The following is a 16,095-nucleotide window of genomic DNA, read 5'->3' on the forward strand; positions in this document are numbered from 1 at the left end:
TTACGCACTCACTCCAGTGATGAAGGCAACAACACGAATCAATACCGCATCAAGACCCCACAGGAGCAATGCAGTAATTGCAGTCACAGCGAAAACGATCAGAGTGGTCTGGATCGCCTCTTGGCGTGTCGGCCATACGACTTTTTTAACTTCGGTACGAGACTCGCGTGCAAATGCCACTGCGGTCTGACCTTTTGTTGTTTGCGCTGCAACAACTAACGCAACAGCGATAGCAACAATAACGCCAGCCACACGAATGGCGACAGACAAGTCAGATAACATGTAGTTACCGACGACAGCCGCTAGCAGCAAGATAATTGCCACACCCCACTTCAATGGGTCCATTGAGCTGGTCGTGGTTTCAGTGTTCGCACTCATTACTCGTACCTTAATACATAAACAGACAACTCAACCCCGCACATGGCGAGGTTGGAAAAATCTTTGGCAGGGCAGGAGGGACTCGAACCCCCAACCGTCGGTTTTGGAGACCGCTGTTCTACCAATTCGAACTACTACCCTAGATGGCATACAAAGAAGCCCCATCTAGAGGGGCTCCTTTTATACACTATTTTTTCGTTAATTACTCAACGATTTTAGCAACAACCCCAGCACCTACTGTACGACCGCCTTCGCGAATCGCAAAACGTAGACCTTCGTCCATCGCGATTGGGTTGATCAACTCAACTACCATCTTGATGTTATCACCTGGCATCACCATCTCTACGCCTTCTGGCAATTCGATAGTACCTGTGATGTCCGTTGTACGGAAGTAGAACTGTGGACGGTAGCCTTTGAAGAATGGCGTGTGACGACCACCTTCATCTTTAGACAACACGTATACTTCTGATTCGAACTTCGTGTGTGGAGTGATTGAGCCTGGCTTCGCCAATACTTGACCACGTTGTACGTCATCACGCTTAGTACCACGCAACAACACACCACAGTTCTCACCCGCACGACCTTCGTCAAGAAGCTTACGGAACATCTCTACACCAGTACAAGTCGTTGTCGTTGTGTCTTTAACACCTACGATTTCAACTTCATCACCAACTGTGATAATACCGCGCTCTACACGACCGGTAACCACTGTACCACGGCCTGAGATTGAGAATACGTCTTCGATTGGCAACAAGAATGGCTTGTCGATATCACGCTCTGGCTCTGGAATGTATGAATCCAACGCTTCCGCCAATTCTACAATCTTGTCTTCGTATTCTTTTTCGCCTTCCAACGCTTTAAGCGCTGAACCTTGAATCACTGGCAAATCGTCGCCTGGGAAATCGTATTCTGAAAGAAGTTCACGAACTTCCATCTCTACCAATTCCAACAACTCTTCGTCATCTACCATGTCACATTTGTTCATGAATACGATGATGAAAGGTACGCCAACCTGACGTGACAACAAGATGTGCTCACGTGTTTGTGGCATTGGGCCGTCTGTAGACGCTACAACTAAGATTGCACCGTCCATTTGAGCAGCACCTGTAATCATGTTTTTCACATAATCGGCGTGACCAGGGCAATCTACGTGCGCGTAGTGACGACTTGGAGTGTCATACTCAACGTGAGAAGTTGCAATCGTGATACCACGCTCGCGCTCTTCTGGTGCGTTATCGATTTGGTCAAATGCACGCGCTTCACCACCGTATACTTTTGCAAGTACGTTTGTGATTGCTGCCGTCAACGTTGTTTTACCATGGTCAACGTGACCAATAGTGCCCACGTTTACGTGCGGTTTATTACGTTCAAATTTTTCTTTAGCCATAATATGGAGCCTCGTTTAAGCGACAGTTGATTTTACAAACGTCTCAACAGCAATCAACAGCTTAGTCTGTTAATTGAAAAATGTATGTTTTGAGGAAGTCTATTCAGAATAGAGGATGGTGCTGATAGGCAGATTTGAACTGCCGACCTCACCCTTACCAAGGGTGCGCTCTACCAACTGAGCTATATCAGCACTGAATCTAAACTTGGAGCGGGTAGTGGGAATCGAACCCACATCATCAGCTTGGAAGGCTGAGGTAATAGCCATTATACGATACCCGCATGTGCTTTTGAGACTACCTCAATCTGCAAAAATGGTGGAGGGGGAAGGATTCGAACCTTCGAAGGCGGAGCCGTCAGATTTACAGTCTGATCCCTTTGGCCACTCGGGAACCCCTCCACGCGCCAACTGGTTTCGAGCTAATGCTCAGGTTGCAGATTTTGCTGCGAATCAAGTATCTGACTTGAAAACCACCAGTCGTTCAGTGCGGAGCGCATTCTATATAAACGATTTTGGCTCCGCAACACCTTTTTGAATATTTTCCGAAAATAGTGCCTGTTCGTTCACGCTCCGCTCAAAATGGCCAATTATTCGGCATTTTTTTGTGTTCTCGCAGCGTATTGTAACAAGCCATAGAATACCAAATTTGGTTCAACACGGGCACTGACTTGTATTGCATGCGCAATTGCTTCGGCCGCACCTCCGGTGAGAATGAGCTGAGGGGAGATACGCGTATTCAAAGCATACCGCGCAGTTTCTAGTGCTTGCAGCGTTAAACCAACAACAGCAGCAAGTGAGCCATTTGAAATACCAGCTTCTGTTCCATGAGCCAGCCTAACCGAATGCCCTTCTTCATATTGCATTAAGTTTGCCGTATTTTTCAGCAGCGCCTCTGCCATTAATTGCATTCCAGGCGCGATCCACCCACCTTTGTGTTGGCCAAATTCGTCGAGCACATCCACTGTAATGGCGGTTCCTGCATCGATAATAACGCTTGGAGAACGGCATAAATGACGTGCCCCCACCAACGCTAACCAACGATCCACACCCAACTTGCGATGTTCGATGTAGCCGTTAATCACGTCAAAATCCCATTTCGGTGTTTCAACCCACAGCAATCGGATGGACAGCCCAAGAGCTGCATCAATTAATGCCTGCTTACGCGTTTCATTGGCCACCGCAGCCACAACAATCGTGCAGCCTTCGCAATGCTCTAGCAACGGTGCGACAGGTTCATCGTAGTTCCAGTGAAATTGGTCACCAAACGCACCGTCATTCAATTGGCAAAATTTTCCTCGCGTATTTCCTAAATCAGCTAACAGCATTAGCTCGCTCCATTGTCGCAACCTCGGACAGATATTTCTCCGCCAAAATAACTTTTGACCACACCGCCGACTTCAACCTGCAATGCGCCATGCCCATCTACACCACGGCAAATCCCTTCGACATCATGCTGCCCCATAGATAGTCGAACGCTTTGACCGGCAAATTCATCATAGTCATCCCAGTCTTGGATGCACGCTTGTAAGCCGCCTTGTTCAAATTGCTCTAAGCAATTCAAAATAGTTTGATAAAGACCCGCTGCTAGCTCGGTTCTAGACATAGCAATAGGCAAGTGCGAACTTAAATCTGTCCAAGCTTGGTCAATCAAAGCTCCCGCAGCAGAGGGCATACTCACATTAAGTCCGATGCCAACGACAGCCAGGCCTCGCCCATCAGACTGAGCATCTAACTCAACCAATACTCCCGACACTTTCTTGTGCTCGATGTAGATATCATTCGGCCATTTAACCTTTGCATTTACTCCCAAGCGATTCATCCAACGGGTAAGTGCAACGCCCACAGCAACACTTAACCCCATCATTTCAGACAAGTTGTTTTGCGACTGCCACCACATGGAAAAATACAACGAAGCGCCAAAAGGTGACTGCCATGTTCGCCCTCTACGCCCTCGTCCCGCGGTCTGGCATTCAGCAAAGCATGCACTGCCTGATACCAAGTCTGCATGATTTTGCTGCATCCAATGTTGGTTGGTTGAATCGATAACAGGAAACAAAAGCAATTCCGCACCAAGTGGCAAGTACGCACCGGTTAATGCTGCAAGCGCAGGCGCTTCAATCAGATCCAATGGCTTCGCCAATTTGTAACCACGGCCTTTGACCGAGTATATGTCGACTCCTAGCTCTTCCAACTCTTTTACATGACGGGAGATAGCCGCTCGGCTGATGTCAAATTGCTCCGCCAACTCTTGACCTGATATAAAACAGTCATCTCTGAGCGCCACCAGCAATCTACGTTTCGTTTCAAACGCGGCTTTGCGCATAAGCTTGCTCCAATGTAAGTTCTTTTTCTTGCCCGACGAATCTCACCTCAGGCGTGAGCAAAATACCAAACGCCGTCAATATATCTTGTTGAATATCATGAGCCAGCTGCACTACATCAGACGCTTTTGCTTGGCCGTGATTCACAATGACCAAAGCTTGTTTAGCATGTACCGATGCGCCTCCCACTGCACGGCCTTTCCATCCGCGATGATCAATCAGCCAAGCCGCTGGAATTTTAACGCCCCTTTGATTTTGGAATTGCGGCATTGTTGGGTACTGGTTTTTCAGGTGCTGCGCTAGTTGCATTGAAACAGTCGGATTTTTAAAGAAGCTACCTGCATTGCCCAACACTTCCGGATTTGGAAGCTTTGATTGGCGCACAGTCACCACTGCTTTCATCACGTCTTTAGGCGAGGGATCTGTCACATCAAGTTGTTCGGCAAGGCCGTGATAATCAATTTGTGGCTGCCACGATTTAGTCAATTTGAAGTTCACCGCCACTATGACCCAAGACTCAGCCTTTGAAGTTTTGAATACAGAATGCCGATACGCAAATTCGCACTGCTCGAAATCCAACTCAAATGAATGCCCTGATGCCCAATCAAATACTTCAACAGATTGGCAGATTTGACTCACATCCACACCGTAGGCCCCAATATTTTGCACAGGACACGCGCCCACGGTACCGGGTATAAGCGCCAAATTTTCTAAGCCTCCGATGCCGCGCTCGCATAATTCACACACCATTTCATGCCAATTTTTTCCTGCTTCTGCACGAATCAAGTAATCATTTTGGTGTTCTTTAATGCACACAGCCGAAAAGTCGAATTTCATCAACGGAGCTTTGCGCGTTTCTACAAACAGTAGGTTTGAGCCCTGCCCTATCAGCATTGGGCAACTCGGTTGCTGCTGACGCAGAGATTTCAGCTCGTTAGCACTATCTAATACCACCAAATGGTGCGCTTGCGTTGGTATCGAAAACGTATGAAATGTAGAAAGTTCTGCGGGTTGCAAAGTCTTCAAAAGACAATCCTGTTTTTTTAGAGTCGCCGACATTATACCTAAAACAGCTCCGAACGGAGTCACTTCAGGTCAATCCTCAAGGACGTGATCTATAAGCCAGCATTTATCGCCGCATCGGTACCGAATGAGCGAAATGATGATATGCTAAATTATTAACATATTGGTTACAGCTCAGGTTATCGCTCTTGTGAATATTCATTATCCAGTGTGCACATGGTTTCGCTTGGTTTTCATATCTATCAGCAGCTTGGTCATTCTGAGCCAGCCATCTTACGCTGACAGCCTACCTGTTCAAACGATCCGCCTCAAACCCGAGCCGTTTTACATTGAATTATCGCGTACCGGCCGAATCGATTATCGTTACATTACAAATTTATCGTTTAAAACTAATGGTTTTGTCGATCAATTATTCGCAGATGCGGGACAACGCGTTTACCTCGATGACAGTATTGCAACGATGGAGTTAACCGATCTAAAAGCCGGACAAGACACAGCGCTCGCCCGATACAACAAAACCCAGCAAGATTTAGGCCGAGCGAAAAAGCTCTATCGCGACAAGACGGTGTCAAAAGATTTTCTCGAACAAGCAGAGATAGAAGCCGTTCAGGCACAAAGCGACCTAGAGAAGGTCGAATACGACATTAACAAAGCTCAAATTACCGTCCCATTTGACTCCATCGTAGTTGAGCGACTCGTTCAACCGGGCGAACAAGTATCTGCAGGCTCTCCGGTTTTTTCAGTCGCGTCGATTAAAGAATCTAATTTAGTAGTACGACTAAACCTCACCCAACAAGAAATCGATAAAATCGAACGTCTAATGAAGGTATCCATTACGCTTGCAAATCAGCATCAAATATCTGGGCGCATTATCACCATTGGTGCAGTGGCCGATGCTGAAACAGGCTTATACGAAGTTGAAATAGCACCGGAGCTGCATGGTAATCAGGCCTTTCCAGGGCAATGGGTGAAAGTCACCATAGGCATTTCAAGATCGCAACAAGTCTACCAAATTCCTATGTTGGCGCTGGCTGGCATTGTCAACGGCAACGCTAATTTTGTGGTACATGACCAAGGGAAATATTCCATTCAAGCATTTCCAATATTGCACATGGATCAGCAATTCATCTACGTACCCGCCGAAGGATCGCGCATCAAAGTGGTCACTCGAGGTTGGGATCGCTTGGTCAATCAGTTGAGTCAATAATTATGTGGCTACCTAACTCAGCTTTGCGTCACCCGCAGTTCTCAATGATTTTGATTTTACTCATGGTGGTATTGGGTATTATTTCCTATTCCATTATGCCGCGTTCAGAAGACCCACAGTTCGATCTCCCTATTACCCTGGTCGAAGCTGTGTACCCGGGCGCATCTCCGCTTGATGTTGAAACTCTCGTGGTTGATCCACTCGAAGCCGCTATTGGTGAATTAGAAGATATAAAGAAGATTGCCACCAGCATTCACAATGGCGGCTCTCGTATCGAAGTCACGTTTCGCTATGGTACCGACCCTGACGAAGGCTTTGATGATGTAAATCGAGCTATATCGTCGGTCAAGGCAGAGTTGCCGATCGAAACTGAGTTATTCATTCAAAAAGCTTCGCCCACCAGCGTCAATATTCTTCAGTTTGCCGTTTGGACCGATCCCATGGATTACAAAACGGTTGATGTTGCATCTGAGAGCTTGCAAAAGCGCCTTGAGCGTTTTCCTGAAGTCCGAAAGGCTGAACGTTGGGGCTTGCCCACACAAATTATTGAAGTATCAGTTCTTCCAAGTTTACTCAAACAATATGGCCTGAATATGAATCAAGTGACTGATGCTCTGGCATCACGAGCCGAAAATATTACGCCAGGATTTGTCGATGCAGAGCAGCGTCGATTCAATGTCAATGCCAGTGGCAATTACAAGAGTTTGCAAGAGGTGCGCGAAACAATTGTTCTTAAGGGCCAACACTCACCGATTCAAATTGGGGATGTCGCACATGTCGATTACGCCTCCGACGAACCCACCTACTTGAGTTACTACAAAGAAAAGCCCGTTGTTTTTCTTACAGTTCAGCAAGCCACTGGCGAAAATATTTTCACCCTGACAGAAACCTTGTTAGAGGAAGTAGAAGCGTTTAAAAAAATAGCCCCCAAGGGCGTGCACGTAGACTTAATTTTCAAACAAGCCGACAGCGTCTCGGACCGAGTGAATGGTTTTTTTAGCAACTTAGCGCAGGGCCTTGTACTGGTTGCAATTTTGTCCTTACTGTTTTTGGGGCCACGTGCATCGGTGTTAATCACACTCACGGTTCCCTTATCATTTACCATTGCCATTGGTTTACTCGACATTACGGGATTTGGTCTCGAACAAATGTCGATTGTCGGATTAATTATTGCGTTGGGCTTGCTGGTCGATGACGCCATTGTAGTGACCGAAAGTGTTCATCGAACACGCCGTCCCGGCATGTCGGCTATAGAAGCTGCACGGCAGGGTGCAAATCGCATTGGCATGGCCAGTAGCATTGGCACCTTTACCACTGTATTCGCATTTTTACCCATGCTATTGCTGCAAAGTTCCAGTGGCGATTTTATGCGTTCAATGCCAATTACAGTAAGCCTAGTGCTCATTGCTTCTCTGGTTTTGTCGCTCACACTCACACCGCTTTTGGCCAGCAAGCTAATGGTCACGGAAGCGCCCAAATGGTCGTTTCAAAATAGCCTCAACCGCTTTGCTGAATCGACTTATCAGCATTGGCTCGCGCCAATGCTGCGACACCCCTTTTTAGTGCTCATCGCAGGCCTATTTGTACTGGCAGGTAGTTTGTCGATTTTCCCTTCAATTGGTGTTGCGTTATTTCCCAAAGCTGAAAAACCGATTCTCTTAGTCGATGTTGAGGCCCCGCCAAACACGGCTCTGTTTGAGACCGATCTGATCACTCAAGACGTAGCTCAGCAACTAAAGCGCTCTGAGCTTGTGCATTCAGTGGCTTTAAATGTGGGCAATGCAAACCCGCGCATTTACTACAATGAAATTCCTCGCCGAGGGCATAGTAATTACGCCCAAATTCTAGTGTTGCTTGAGAACTATGATCCAACTGAAGTGGATGAGCTGTTGGTAGACTGGCGTTCTCATTTTGGCGATTACTCAAAAGCAAAAATTTCAATCAAAGAATTCCAGCAAGGTCCAGTGACCGATCCACCGATCACTTTTCGCTTAGTCAGCGACAACATCGACGATCTTGTGACTGTATCAGCTGATGTTGAAAAGTTCATGCGTTCCTTAGAAGGCACCATCAATATCCGCAACGACATTGGCGATCCGCAAGTCGAGGTCGACCTCAATATTCGATATGACCTATTGGCATTGACCAATGTACCGGTGAGCGCATTCGACCAAACTCTAAAAACAGTGTTAACCGGAAACGCCGTGGGCACTCTCAAAGATGATCAAGGCAACGATTATCCCGTAAAGGTCAAAGGCCTCACATCATCGTTTGATGAATTAGTACAAATAGATATTGCCAGTGAGCAAGGTGCATTGGTGCCCATCAACCAATACATTCAGCCTCGATTAGTTGCAGGCCACCCAAAGTTCTATCATTTTCAAAAGGTTCGCAATTCCAAAATTTCAGCAGACGCAGCAAGTGGTTACTCAGTGGCAGCACTGACCACAAAAGTTATCGATTATTTGAAACAGTACCCGATGCCGCAGGGCATGCGATTTGAAGTTGGCGGAGAGGAAGAGTCACGACAGGAAAATTTCTCAGGCCTTAGTCACGTCATGATGATCGCCAGTCTAGGTATTTTTGCAGCGCTGGTATTCCAATTCCGCAGTGTGATTCAGCCGATCGTTATTTTTGCATCCATCCCATTTGCGATCGGTGGCGCCATTTTGGGGCTATTCATCACCAGCAATAGCTTTTCAATTATGGCCTTCGTTGGCTTGATCAGCCTATTTGGTATTGTGGTCAACAACGCCATTATTCTAGTGGACACCGTGAATTACAATTTGGCGCAAAAAATGACGCCTCATGAGGCGGTGGTCCAAGCGAGCTCAACACGACTCACACCGATTCTGCTCACAACACTCACGACCATTGTGGGCTTAATACCGCTGACATTGTTTGGCGGTAAGCTTTGGGAGCCACTGGGGTGGGTCATTATTGGCGGGCTCAGTTTGTCGACTATCTCCAGCTTAGTTATATTGCCAATTCTCACTTGGTTTGTTGTAAAGGGTCAAAGTAGTAATGAGTGAAACCATAGGCTTTTTGGGCTACGCATTTTCTGCCACTAGCTATGCATTTTTGTTTTTGCTGTTGCTCACCACACGGCAACCCACGCCTCAACGCACAGCACTCATCGTTACCAGTGTGATTGGTGTTGTTTGGGGGGTGATACTGACCCTTCAAATTTATCAAGGTTCAGCAATGGGCATGGCGCTAGCAGCCGACAGCCTTCGTAACATTTGTTGGATCGTTCTATTGAATGTGGCCCTATCCAACGAATCGAATTTTAGGCACTTACTTAATTCGCCACAAAAAATGGCTGTGGCACTTATCTTAGCCGCCACCGTCATTTTAGATTTCACCATGCTACGGTTGAAATGGTTCGACAGCAGCACATTGCTGTTACTGCACCTTGGCCAATGCGTATTGGCATTATGGATGCTAGAGCACCTCTATCGCCGGACCGACATTGAAGCTCGTTGGACCATTAAACCTATTTGTTTAGGTTTAGGCATGATCTACGTGTTTGATTTTGTGTTGTATTCAAACGCCATGCTCACCAAATCTTTATCGTTGGATTTTTGGTACCTACGCGGCTGGGTGAATGCGCTTGCGTTGCCATTAATTCTGCTCACTGCGCGACGAGTGCAAGACTGGTCCACTCGTATATTTGTCTCACGCGAAGTCATTTTTCATAGCACTTTATTACTGGCTGCTGGCGGTTATCTCTTAGTCATGGCGCTAGCCGGCTATTACATTCGATATGTAGGCGGCGCTTGGGGCAACATGGCGCAACTGGTGTTCTTTGTGCTTGGAGGGCTTGTTCTCGCCAGTTTATTTTTATCCGACAAATTACGCCGCAACGTCAAAGTCTTTATCGCTAAGCATTTCTTCGCTAACAAATACGAATATCGTGAAGAGTGGATGAAGTTTGCTGCTGTTTTAGAAGAAGGAGATGGCACTCCGTATGAAGTAGCACTCAAAGCCATGGTGAAGCCATTTAGTTGCAAGCACGCTGTACTCGCTATTCAAGAAGGCAAGCAATTTAAAATTGTGGCAAGTCGCAATGAAGAAGACTTTGATGGCGAAGCCAAATTTCTTTTGGAACAGTTGGGCGCTCAAGCCACCAACCATGACTGGGTGATCGACATTAAGGAAACCCGTGCAGGAGAGGGCAAGCTTCCTTTTGAATTTCCGCCCGATGCGCTTGGTCATATTAAACGTTACGCCTATATAGTGCCGCTCACGAGTAAAGTTGGTGTCAATGGTGTTTGCTTATTGTCCAGCCCTAGCTCTACTGAGTCAGTGGATTGGGAAGATCGCGATTTAATGAAGGTGATTAGCCGACAGCTTTCCGTGCATTTGAAGCTTCACCATACCAATATACAATTAGCCGAGAACCAGCAGTTCGACACCTTCAATCGAATGTCTGCGTTTTTAGTGCATGATTTAAAAAACGTCTTGGCACAATTAGAATTGCTGAGCAAAAATGCGATTAAGCACAAACACAATCCCGAATTTGTAGAAGACGCCTTTGAAACGGTGGATGCCGCCGCAACGCGGTTAAACAAAGTTCTTTCTCAACTCCGACAAAAGCGTGCCGAAGGCGAAGTCACACAATATGTAGATGTGCTAGCAGTGGTTCAGAACGTGTTAACGTCTTGTTCAAACCGAACACCAGCCGCCACTCTTAAAAATTCAGTACCATTTAGCATTCATACCAGCCGCGAACGTTTCGAGAATGTATTGACACACCTTATACAAAACGCTCAGGAAGCAACCTCCAATGAAGGTAAAGTGACCGTATCAACCGCAACAGATGACGATTGCTACACAATTTCAATCACAGATACCGGGTCAGGTATGACCGACGATTTCATCAAAAAACGGCTATTCAAGCCATTTGATACCACCAAAGGTAATGCAGGCATGGGCATTGGGGCATACGATGCTCGTAAATTTGTGGAGCAACTCGGGGGCAACCTAGATGTGACTAGTGTGCTTGGGGAAGGTTCTCGCTTTGAATTGAAACTTCCTATACACAATGATTAATTCTGTTACATAATGCGCACACAACAAGGACACATACGGAAAACACATGGAAACTTTGCTAGTAGTTGAAGATGATCCAGGTATTCAAAAACAACTGAAATGGACTTTCACAGATTTTGAAGTGGTATTGGCATCCGACCGCAACACTGCCATCGCAGCGTTGCGCCGCTATGAACCTAAAGTAGTAACCCTTGATTTGGGCCTGCCACCCGATGAGACAAACGCGAGCGAAGGGCTTGCAACGCTCAAAGAAATACTTGAGTTAGCCCCCGCGACTAAAGTCATTGTGATCACCGGCAATGACGATAAAGAAAACTCCCTCAAAGCAATTGCAATAGGCGCATTGGACTTTTATCAAAAACCTATCGATGGCGACACCCTCAATACAATCGTTTCCAGAGCGTTTTTTGTCTCGGGCATTGAGGAAGAAAATGAGCGTTTAAAAGGTTCATCTCTAGACGATAATGGATTTATCGGTAATAGCCCTCAGGTGCAACAAGTAAGCCGGATGGTGGAACGTATTGCCCCCACCGAAGTCACCACACTTCTATTAGGTGAAAGTGGTACTGGCAAAGAGGTACTTGCACGAGCGATTCATGAACGCAGCCCTCGTAAAGACAAACCGTTTATTGCGATTAACTGTGCTTCCATTCCAGAAACACTGCTTGAAAGCGAGCTGTTTGGTTTTGAAAAAGGCGCATTCACCGGCGCACATAAACAAACCAAAGGTAAAATCGAATGCGCCGATGGCGGTACCCTATTCCTTGATGAAATCGGCGACATGCCCTACCCACTCCAAGCAAAAATTCTTCGTTTCTTACAAGAAAAGATTATTGAGCGCTTGGGCGGACGACAAGAAATAGCCGTTGACGTTAAAGTTATTTGTGCAACACACCAGAACCTACAAGGCATGGTGTCGGAAAAGAGTTTCCGCGAAGATCTATTTTATCGTATTAGTGAAATCACCATTAACATTCCTCCGCTGCGCGAACGCGGCGAAGATGTTCTTTTGTTGTCACGAGCCTTTTTACAGTCGTTTAGCAAACAGTTCGGGCGCAACATCACAAGTTTTAGTGATGATGCAATTCAAGCGCTAATGACACATTCGTGGCCGGGCAATATTCGCGAATTACAGAATAAAATCAAATCCGCTGTGATTATGGCCGACGGAAAGCAAGTCAGCTCATTCGACCTAGCACTGATACCCAAACAAGGTGAAGAGAGCCAAACGTTAGCTCTGAACCTTCGCCAAGTTCGCGAAGATGCGGAAAAATCTGCCATTAGAAAAGCGATTTCAATCGCGGCTGGCAATATGTCTAAAGCAGCAGAATTACTCGGAGTCACTCGACCAACGCTCTATTCACTGATGGACAAGTACTCGATACAGAAGTAACCTAAGTGTTATCAAACTCACACGATGCTGTCGAGTTTCTTTACATTTGACGGGAATAAATCGCTTTTTTCGTCTTAAAGCTACTGTAACAAAGCACAAGATAAGGCTATTTATCATTCACTTAGATGGTAATAAATCGAGTTGGCGTGCTTATTGCAGTTCTATAGAACTAGATAATGATTTATTGGTGTTAGCTATACAAGCGGACGTAAGCCCAATCACCTTTATTAGGCAAAAAAGACTATGACAGACCAACATTCAAAAGATATGGACCATCAATCTGAAGCGCCAGCATCTGAATCGCGCTTTGATCGACGCCGCTTTCTTCGCACTTCTGTCGCGGCTTCTCCGTTGCTTTTAACTATGAAAAGCCCAACGGCTTGGGCAACTAACGGTTCCAGCGCAAACTGTAGCCTTCAAGTCTTGTTGTCGGGCAATGGCTCTCATCCACACAATGGTTGTACGGCAGACGTGAAGTCACCTGGCTACTGGAAAAGCGTGTATGACAATAACTCCTCTGATCAAGGTAAGAAACTTGTTCTAACCGCTCTTAAATCATTTGGCTACCCTGAGGACATGAAGTTTTCTTCAAGCTTTTTGGCGCCAATTGCAACGACAAGCATCGACTTAAATGCATCTTGGAACTTTGTTTTTGACGCTCAACGAAGTGAAGACCCTTCGTTACGTTCGGCGCTCGCTGACAACAAAATTGAATTGATTGTGAAGTTCGTTCGCAAAAATTACGTTGCAGGTACAACACCAGGTCCAAGAGAAGTTCGTGTCGATATAACTAAACGACGTTCAAACGTTCATAAGTTTATTGTCTCAGGCTTTTTGAACAGTTTGTTTTACCCACAATTTATCGATTACCAGTTGACGTCTGATCAAGTGAAAACAGCTCTTGATACAGCCATTGCTAATGAAATCGATAATGTTATGACACAACTGGAAGCGGGTAGATTTAGCAACTTTAGAAACGTTGGTAATTCGTTGAAAGCTCTTCGAGACGAACTAAACCGTTGGTAATAATGACCCTCGAGTCCATCACTCGTTTATGAGTACGAACGCATTCAAATTAAATGAGCACTTCTCCATCGAGAGGTGCTCATTTGTTTCTGGCGAAGAAGCCGTTTTATTCAGTCCTCAATCGTTACAAACTCTTTTATGCCACTCAAAAGTTGTTGATGTGATCATTCAATGGCAACACAGTGGGTGTTTCGACAAAGCATTAAGCTCACTCGAATCCGATCCAGAACTCAGCCAGCAAATCATCGACAAACTCGAACATATGCAGATTATCGAACGGATACCTCAGCTATAATGAGTCGCAAGCACTATCTCTTTAAATCAGGCCCCTTCATTTTCAACATCGAAACTCCCATCAAAGGGGTTCAGCGTTACCTTGAAAATCATTATCACAATCAATTTGTAAGCCCTAGTGATGATGTATTTATCGATTATGATGTCGCGGTCGAACACGGCCCGCTGTATCGCAGACTATTTGCCCCCCAAGCCGTCTTTCTATTTAACAAGCGCAGTCCATTTAAGCCTTTACCTCTAGATCAAGCCCACGCCATGCTTGAGTGGGGGATGAACTGGGTTATTTCATCAACCGCTAATCAATACCTAATTATTCACGCCGCAACGCTAGAGAAAGATGGCAAAGCTATCATTATTTCAGCGCCTCCTGGCTCAGGGAAAAGCACGCTTTGTGCCTACTTAGCATCCAATGGCTGGCGCTTACTATCAGACGAACTTGCATTGGTCGATCCCAAAACGCTCAAGGTTTATGGCCTAGCTCGCCCCATGAACATGAAAAACAAGTCCATTGAGTTGATGCGTAAATACTATGCGCCAGATCAGTTTAGTGCCGTCGCTACAGATACCCACAAAGGCACCGTATGTTTGCTCAAAGCACCGCAAGAAAGTGCTGAGCTCTGCAATATTCCGGCAGAACCTAAACTCCTCGTGTTTGTCAGCTATCAAGCCAATGAGGCGTGCTACTCAGAAATGATTAGCCCAGCAAAGGCTCTTACTGAAATTATTGGCAACACCTTCAATTTTGGTTTGTTAGGAACGGAGGGCTTTGAAACGGCGAAACGACTCGTCGACAAAACGGATGCTGTCTACATCGAATATAGTAGTTTCGAATCCTGTGAAGAGGCTATCTCTCAAGCATTGCTAACACAGAGGCTCGCATGTCCATAAAGCTCGTCGACATATTGAGAGATCCGCACCAAAGTCAGGGGCTGTCCTTAAATCAGTGGTCAGAACTTGTTAGCGAAGCTCGATTTTTCTCCATGCTCTCACAGCTGCGTTCCGTATTTACCGGTGCGGGCATCTGGGATGAAATTCCAAACGCCGCTAAAACCGCGATACAGTCTGATATATACACCTCCAAAAATCAGCGAAGGTTGCTAGAAATTGAAGCCCGTGAGTTGTCGACTATCTTTACGCAAGCCAATATCACCTTCACATACCTCAAAGGTGCTGCATATCAACTAATGCACCTCAAACCCTTTACCGGTCGATTGATGGCCGATATTGATGTTCTTGTCGCCAAACAAGACCTTGCCAAGGCCGAGCAAATATTGCTCAGCAATATGTGGATGAGTTCATCTGTGACCGACTACGATGATAAGTTTTATCGCGAGTGGTCCCAGGAAATCCCTCCAATGCGTCATTTCGAGCGCGGTACTGAATTGGATGTGCACTTCAACATATTGCCTACAATTTTAAAAAATGCGCCTGATGCATCGTATCTCTTATCGCAAACGCAAGTGTTGCCAGACTACCCCAACGCATCGCATTTAAAGCCCTCAGCATTGACCTTTCATAGCATGGTTCATCTGTTTTTCGAGAGTGAGTACCACAAAGGTATTCGCGATCTTTATGATTTAAAATTGCTCATAGAACATTTTGAATCGGACTCGTTTTGGCAAGATCTTATGGCGTTGGACCAACAAGCTCGCAATGGTGACTGCGTTTATTTAGCGCTTCGCTACTGTCATCGTGTCTTTGGTGTTCAGGTGCCAGCAGAGGTCAGTGCTCACTATGAGCAATACAAATACAATGAACCTGTTCAATCGCTCATTGATTGGAGTTTTATCCGCGTTTTTTGCCGTTACTATCCTAAGCATCAGTTGCCGCTTCACAGTGTTGCTGAAGCTGTTTTGTATTGGCGCGGACATCTCAAACGAATGCCGTGGTACAGACTCATACCTCACTTGCTGAAAAAGTCATGGCGCAAAATATTTGAGGAAGAAGAAAAGAGCATCGGATCGATGTTTGATGAGCAGTAACGCAGCGGGTTCAAAAGGGGCCCCTGCCT

At 46.0% G+C, this 16,095-nt stretch carries 13 protein-coding genes and 4 tRNA genes; 8 read left to right on the forward strand and 9 right to left on the reverse strand.

From position 1 onward, the window contains the following. The 9 genes from secE to murB form a co-directional block, all read right to left on the reverse strand. Positions 1-378, reverse strand: a complete 378-nt coding sequence (gene secE / locus NAF29_RS17525; RefSeq protein ID WP_285817843.1) for a preprotein translocase subunit SecE — start codon at positions 376-378, stop codon at positions 1-3. Positions 379-442: 64 nt separating this feature from the next. Next, positions 443-519 (reverse strand) — tRNA-Trp (locus NAF29_RS17530). Positions 520-580: 61 nt separating this feature from the next. Then, on the reverse strand, positions 581-1,765 hold the full coding sequence (tuf, locus tag NAF29_RS17535; RefSeq protein WP_251262923.1) for an elongation factor Tu: 1,185 nt from the start codon (positions 1,763-1,765) through the stop codon (positions 581-583). 116 nt (positions 1,766-1,881) lie between these two features. Then, positions 1,882-1,957 (reverse strand) — tRNA-Thr (locus NAF29_RS17540). A 14-nt stretch (positions 1,958-1,971) separates the two neighbouring features. Then, positions 1,972-2,046: transfer RNA gene (locus NAF29_RS17545), tRNA-Gly, on the reverse strand. Between the two features lie 33 nt (positions 2,047-2,079). Continuing rightward, a tRNA-Tyr gene (locus NAF29_RS17550) sits at positions 2,080-2,164 on the reverse strand. A 188-nt stretch (positions 2,165-2,352) separates the two neighbouring features. Next, positions 2,353-3,090: a type III pantothenate kinase gene (locus tag NAF29_RS17555; RefSeq protein WP_251262934.1), complete on the reverse strand. Its 738-nt coding sequence runs from the start codon at positions 3,088-3,090 to the stop codon at positions 2,353-2,355. Then, positions 3,090-4,088 (reverse strand): bifunctional biotin--[acetyl-CoA-carboxylase] ligase/biotin operon repressor BirA, encoded by a 999-nt coding sequence (gene birA / locus NAF29_RS17560; protein ID WP_251262935.1) that lies wholly within the window; start codon positions 4,086-4,088, stop codon positions 3,090-3,092. Before birA ends, NAF29_RS17555 begins: the two co-directional genes overlap by 1 nt. Continuing rightward, the gene (gene murB / locus NAF29_RS17565; RefSeq protein WP_251262936.1) at positions 4,069-5,112 is read right to left on the reverse strand and encodes a UDP-N-acetylmuramate dehydrogenase; all 1,044 of its coding nucleotides are present in this window, start codon (positions 5,110-5,112) and stop codon (positions 4,069-4,071) included. Before murB ends, birA begins: the two co-directional genes overlap by 20 nt. Before the next feature lie 187 nt (positions 5,113-5,299). Here murB and NAF29_RS17570 point away from each other — a divergent pair, with 187 nt between their 5' ends. From NAF29_RS17570 to NAF29_RS17605, 8 genes are all read left to right on the forward strand, one after another. Continuing rightward, positions 5,300-6,316, forward strand: a complete 1,017-nt coding sequence (locus NAF29_RS17570; RefSeq protein WP_251262937.1) for an efflux RND transporter periplasmic adaptor subunit — start codon at positions 5,300-5,302, stop codon at positions 6,314-6,316. A 2-nt stretch (positions 6,317-6,318) separates the two neighbouring features. Continuing rightward, entirely contained in the window at positions 6,319-9,348 is a 3,030-nt protein-coding gene (locus NAF29_RS17575; protein WP_251262938.1) for an efflux RND transporter permease subunit, read from the forward strand. Beyond that, positions 9,341-11,371 (forward strand): XrtA/PEP-CTERM system histidine kinase PrsK, encoded by a 2,031-nt coding sequence (gene prsK / locus NAF29_RS17580; RefSeq protein ID WP_251262939.1) that lies wholly within the window; start codon positions 9,341-9,343, stop codon positions 11,369-11,371. Before NAF29_RS17575 ends, prsK begins: the two co-directional genes overlap by 8 nt. A 46-nt stretch (positions 11,372-11,417) precedes the next feature. Further along, complete coding sequence (prsR, locus tag NAF29_RS17585) at positions 11,418-12,764, forward strand: PEP-CTERM-box response regulator transcription factor (protein WP_251262940.1); 1,347 nt, start codon at positions 11,418-11,420, stop codon at positions 12,762-12,764. Positions 12,765-13,007: 243 nt separating this feature from the next. Further along, positions 13,008-13,790 (forward strand): hypothetical protein, encoded by a 783-nt coding sequence (locus tag NAF29_RS17590; protein WP_251262941.1) that lies wholly within the window; start codon positions 13,008-13,010, stop codon positions 13,788-13,790. A 28-nt stretch (positions 13,791-13,818) separates the two neighbouring features. Beyond that, the gene (locus tag NAF29_RS17595) at positions 13,819-14,085 is read left to right on the forward strand and encodes a hypothetical protein (protein WP_251262942.1); all 267 of its coding nucleotides are present in this window, start codon (positions 13,819-13,821) and stop codon (positions 14,083-14,085) included. Continuing rightward, the gene (locus tag NAF29_RS17600; protein WP_251262943.1) at positions 14,085-14,972 is read left to right on the forward strand and encodes an HprK-related kinase A; all 888 of its coding nucleotides are present in this window, start codon (positions 14,085-14,087) and stop codon (positions 14,970-14,972) included. Before NAF29_RS17595 ends, NAF29_RS17600 begins: the two co-directional genes overlap by 1 nt. After that, entirely contained in the window at positions 14,963-16,066 is a 1,104-nt protein-coding gene (locus NAF29_RS17605; protein WP_251262944.1) for a nucleotidyltransferase family protein, read from the forward strand. The genes NAF29_RS17600 and NAF29_RS17605 overlap by 10 nt, the downstream gene beginning before the upstream one ends. Positions 16,067-16,095 lie beyond the last annotated feature (29 nt).

The sequence above is a fragment of the Echinimonas agarilytica genome, from assembly GCF_023703465.1.
Taxonomy (GTDB): domain Bacteria; phylum Pseudomonadota; class Gammaproteobacteria; order Enterobacterales; family Neiellaceae; genus Echinimonas; species Echinimonas agarilytica.

What these genes read in the sequence shown, in the direction of transcription:
- secE (WP_285817843.1), bottom strand. Translation starts at nt 378, where the DNA reads ATGAGTGCGAACACTGAAACCACGACCAGCTCAATGGACCCATTGAAG.
- tuf (WP_251262923.1), bottom strand. Translation starts at nt 1,765, where the DNA reads ATGGCTAAAGAAAAATTTGAACGTAATAAACCGCACGTAAACGTGGGC.
- NAF29_RS17555 (WP_251262934.1), bottom strand. Translation starts at nt 3,090, where the DNA reads ATGCTGTTAGCTGATTTAGGAAATACGCGAGGAAAATTTTGCCAATTG.
- birA (WP_251262935.1), bottom strand. Translation starts at nt 4,088, where the DNA reads ATGCGCAAAGCCGCGTTTGAAACGAAACGTAGATTGCTGGTGGCGCTC.
- NAF29_RS17575 (WP_251262938.1), top strand. Translation starts at nt 6,319, where the DNA reads ATGTGGCTACCTAACTCAGCTTTGCGTCACCCGCAGTTCTCAATGATT.
- prsK (WP_251262939.1), top strand. Translation starts at nt 9,341, where the DNA reads ATGAGTGAAACCATAGGCTTTTTGGGCTACGCATTTTCTGCCACTAGC.
- prsR (WP_251262940.1), top strand. Translation starts at nt 11,418, where the DNA reads ATGGAAACTTTGCTAGTAGTTGAAGATGATCCAGGTATTCAAAAACAA.
- NAF29_RS17590 (WP_251262941.1), top strand. Translation starts at nt 13,008, where the DNA reads ATGACAGACCAACATTCAAAAGATATGGACCATCAATCTGAAGCGCCA.
- NAF29_RS17595 (WP_251262942.1), top strand. Translation starts at nt 13,819, where the DNA reads ATGAGTACGAACGCATTCAAATTAAATGAGCACTTCTCCATCGAGAGG.
- NAF29_RS17600 (WP_251262943.1), top strand. Translation starts at nt 14,085, where the DNA reads ATGAGTCGCAAGCACTATCTCTTTAAATCAGGCCCCTTCATTTTCAAC.
- NAF29_RS17605 (WP_251262944.1), top strand. Translation starts at nt 14,963, where the DNA reads ATGTCCATAAAGCTCGTCGACATATTGAGAGATCCGCACCAAAGTCAG.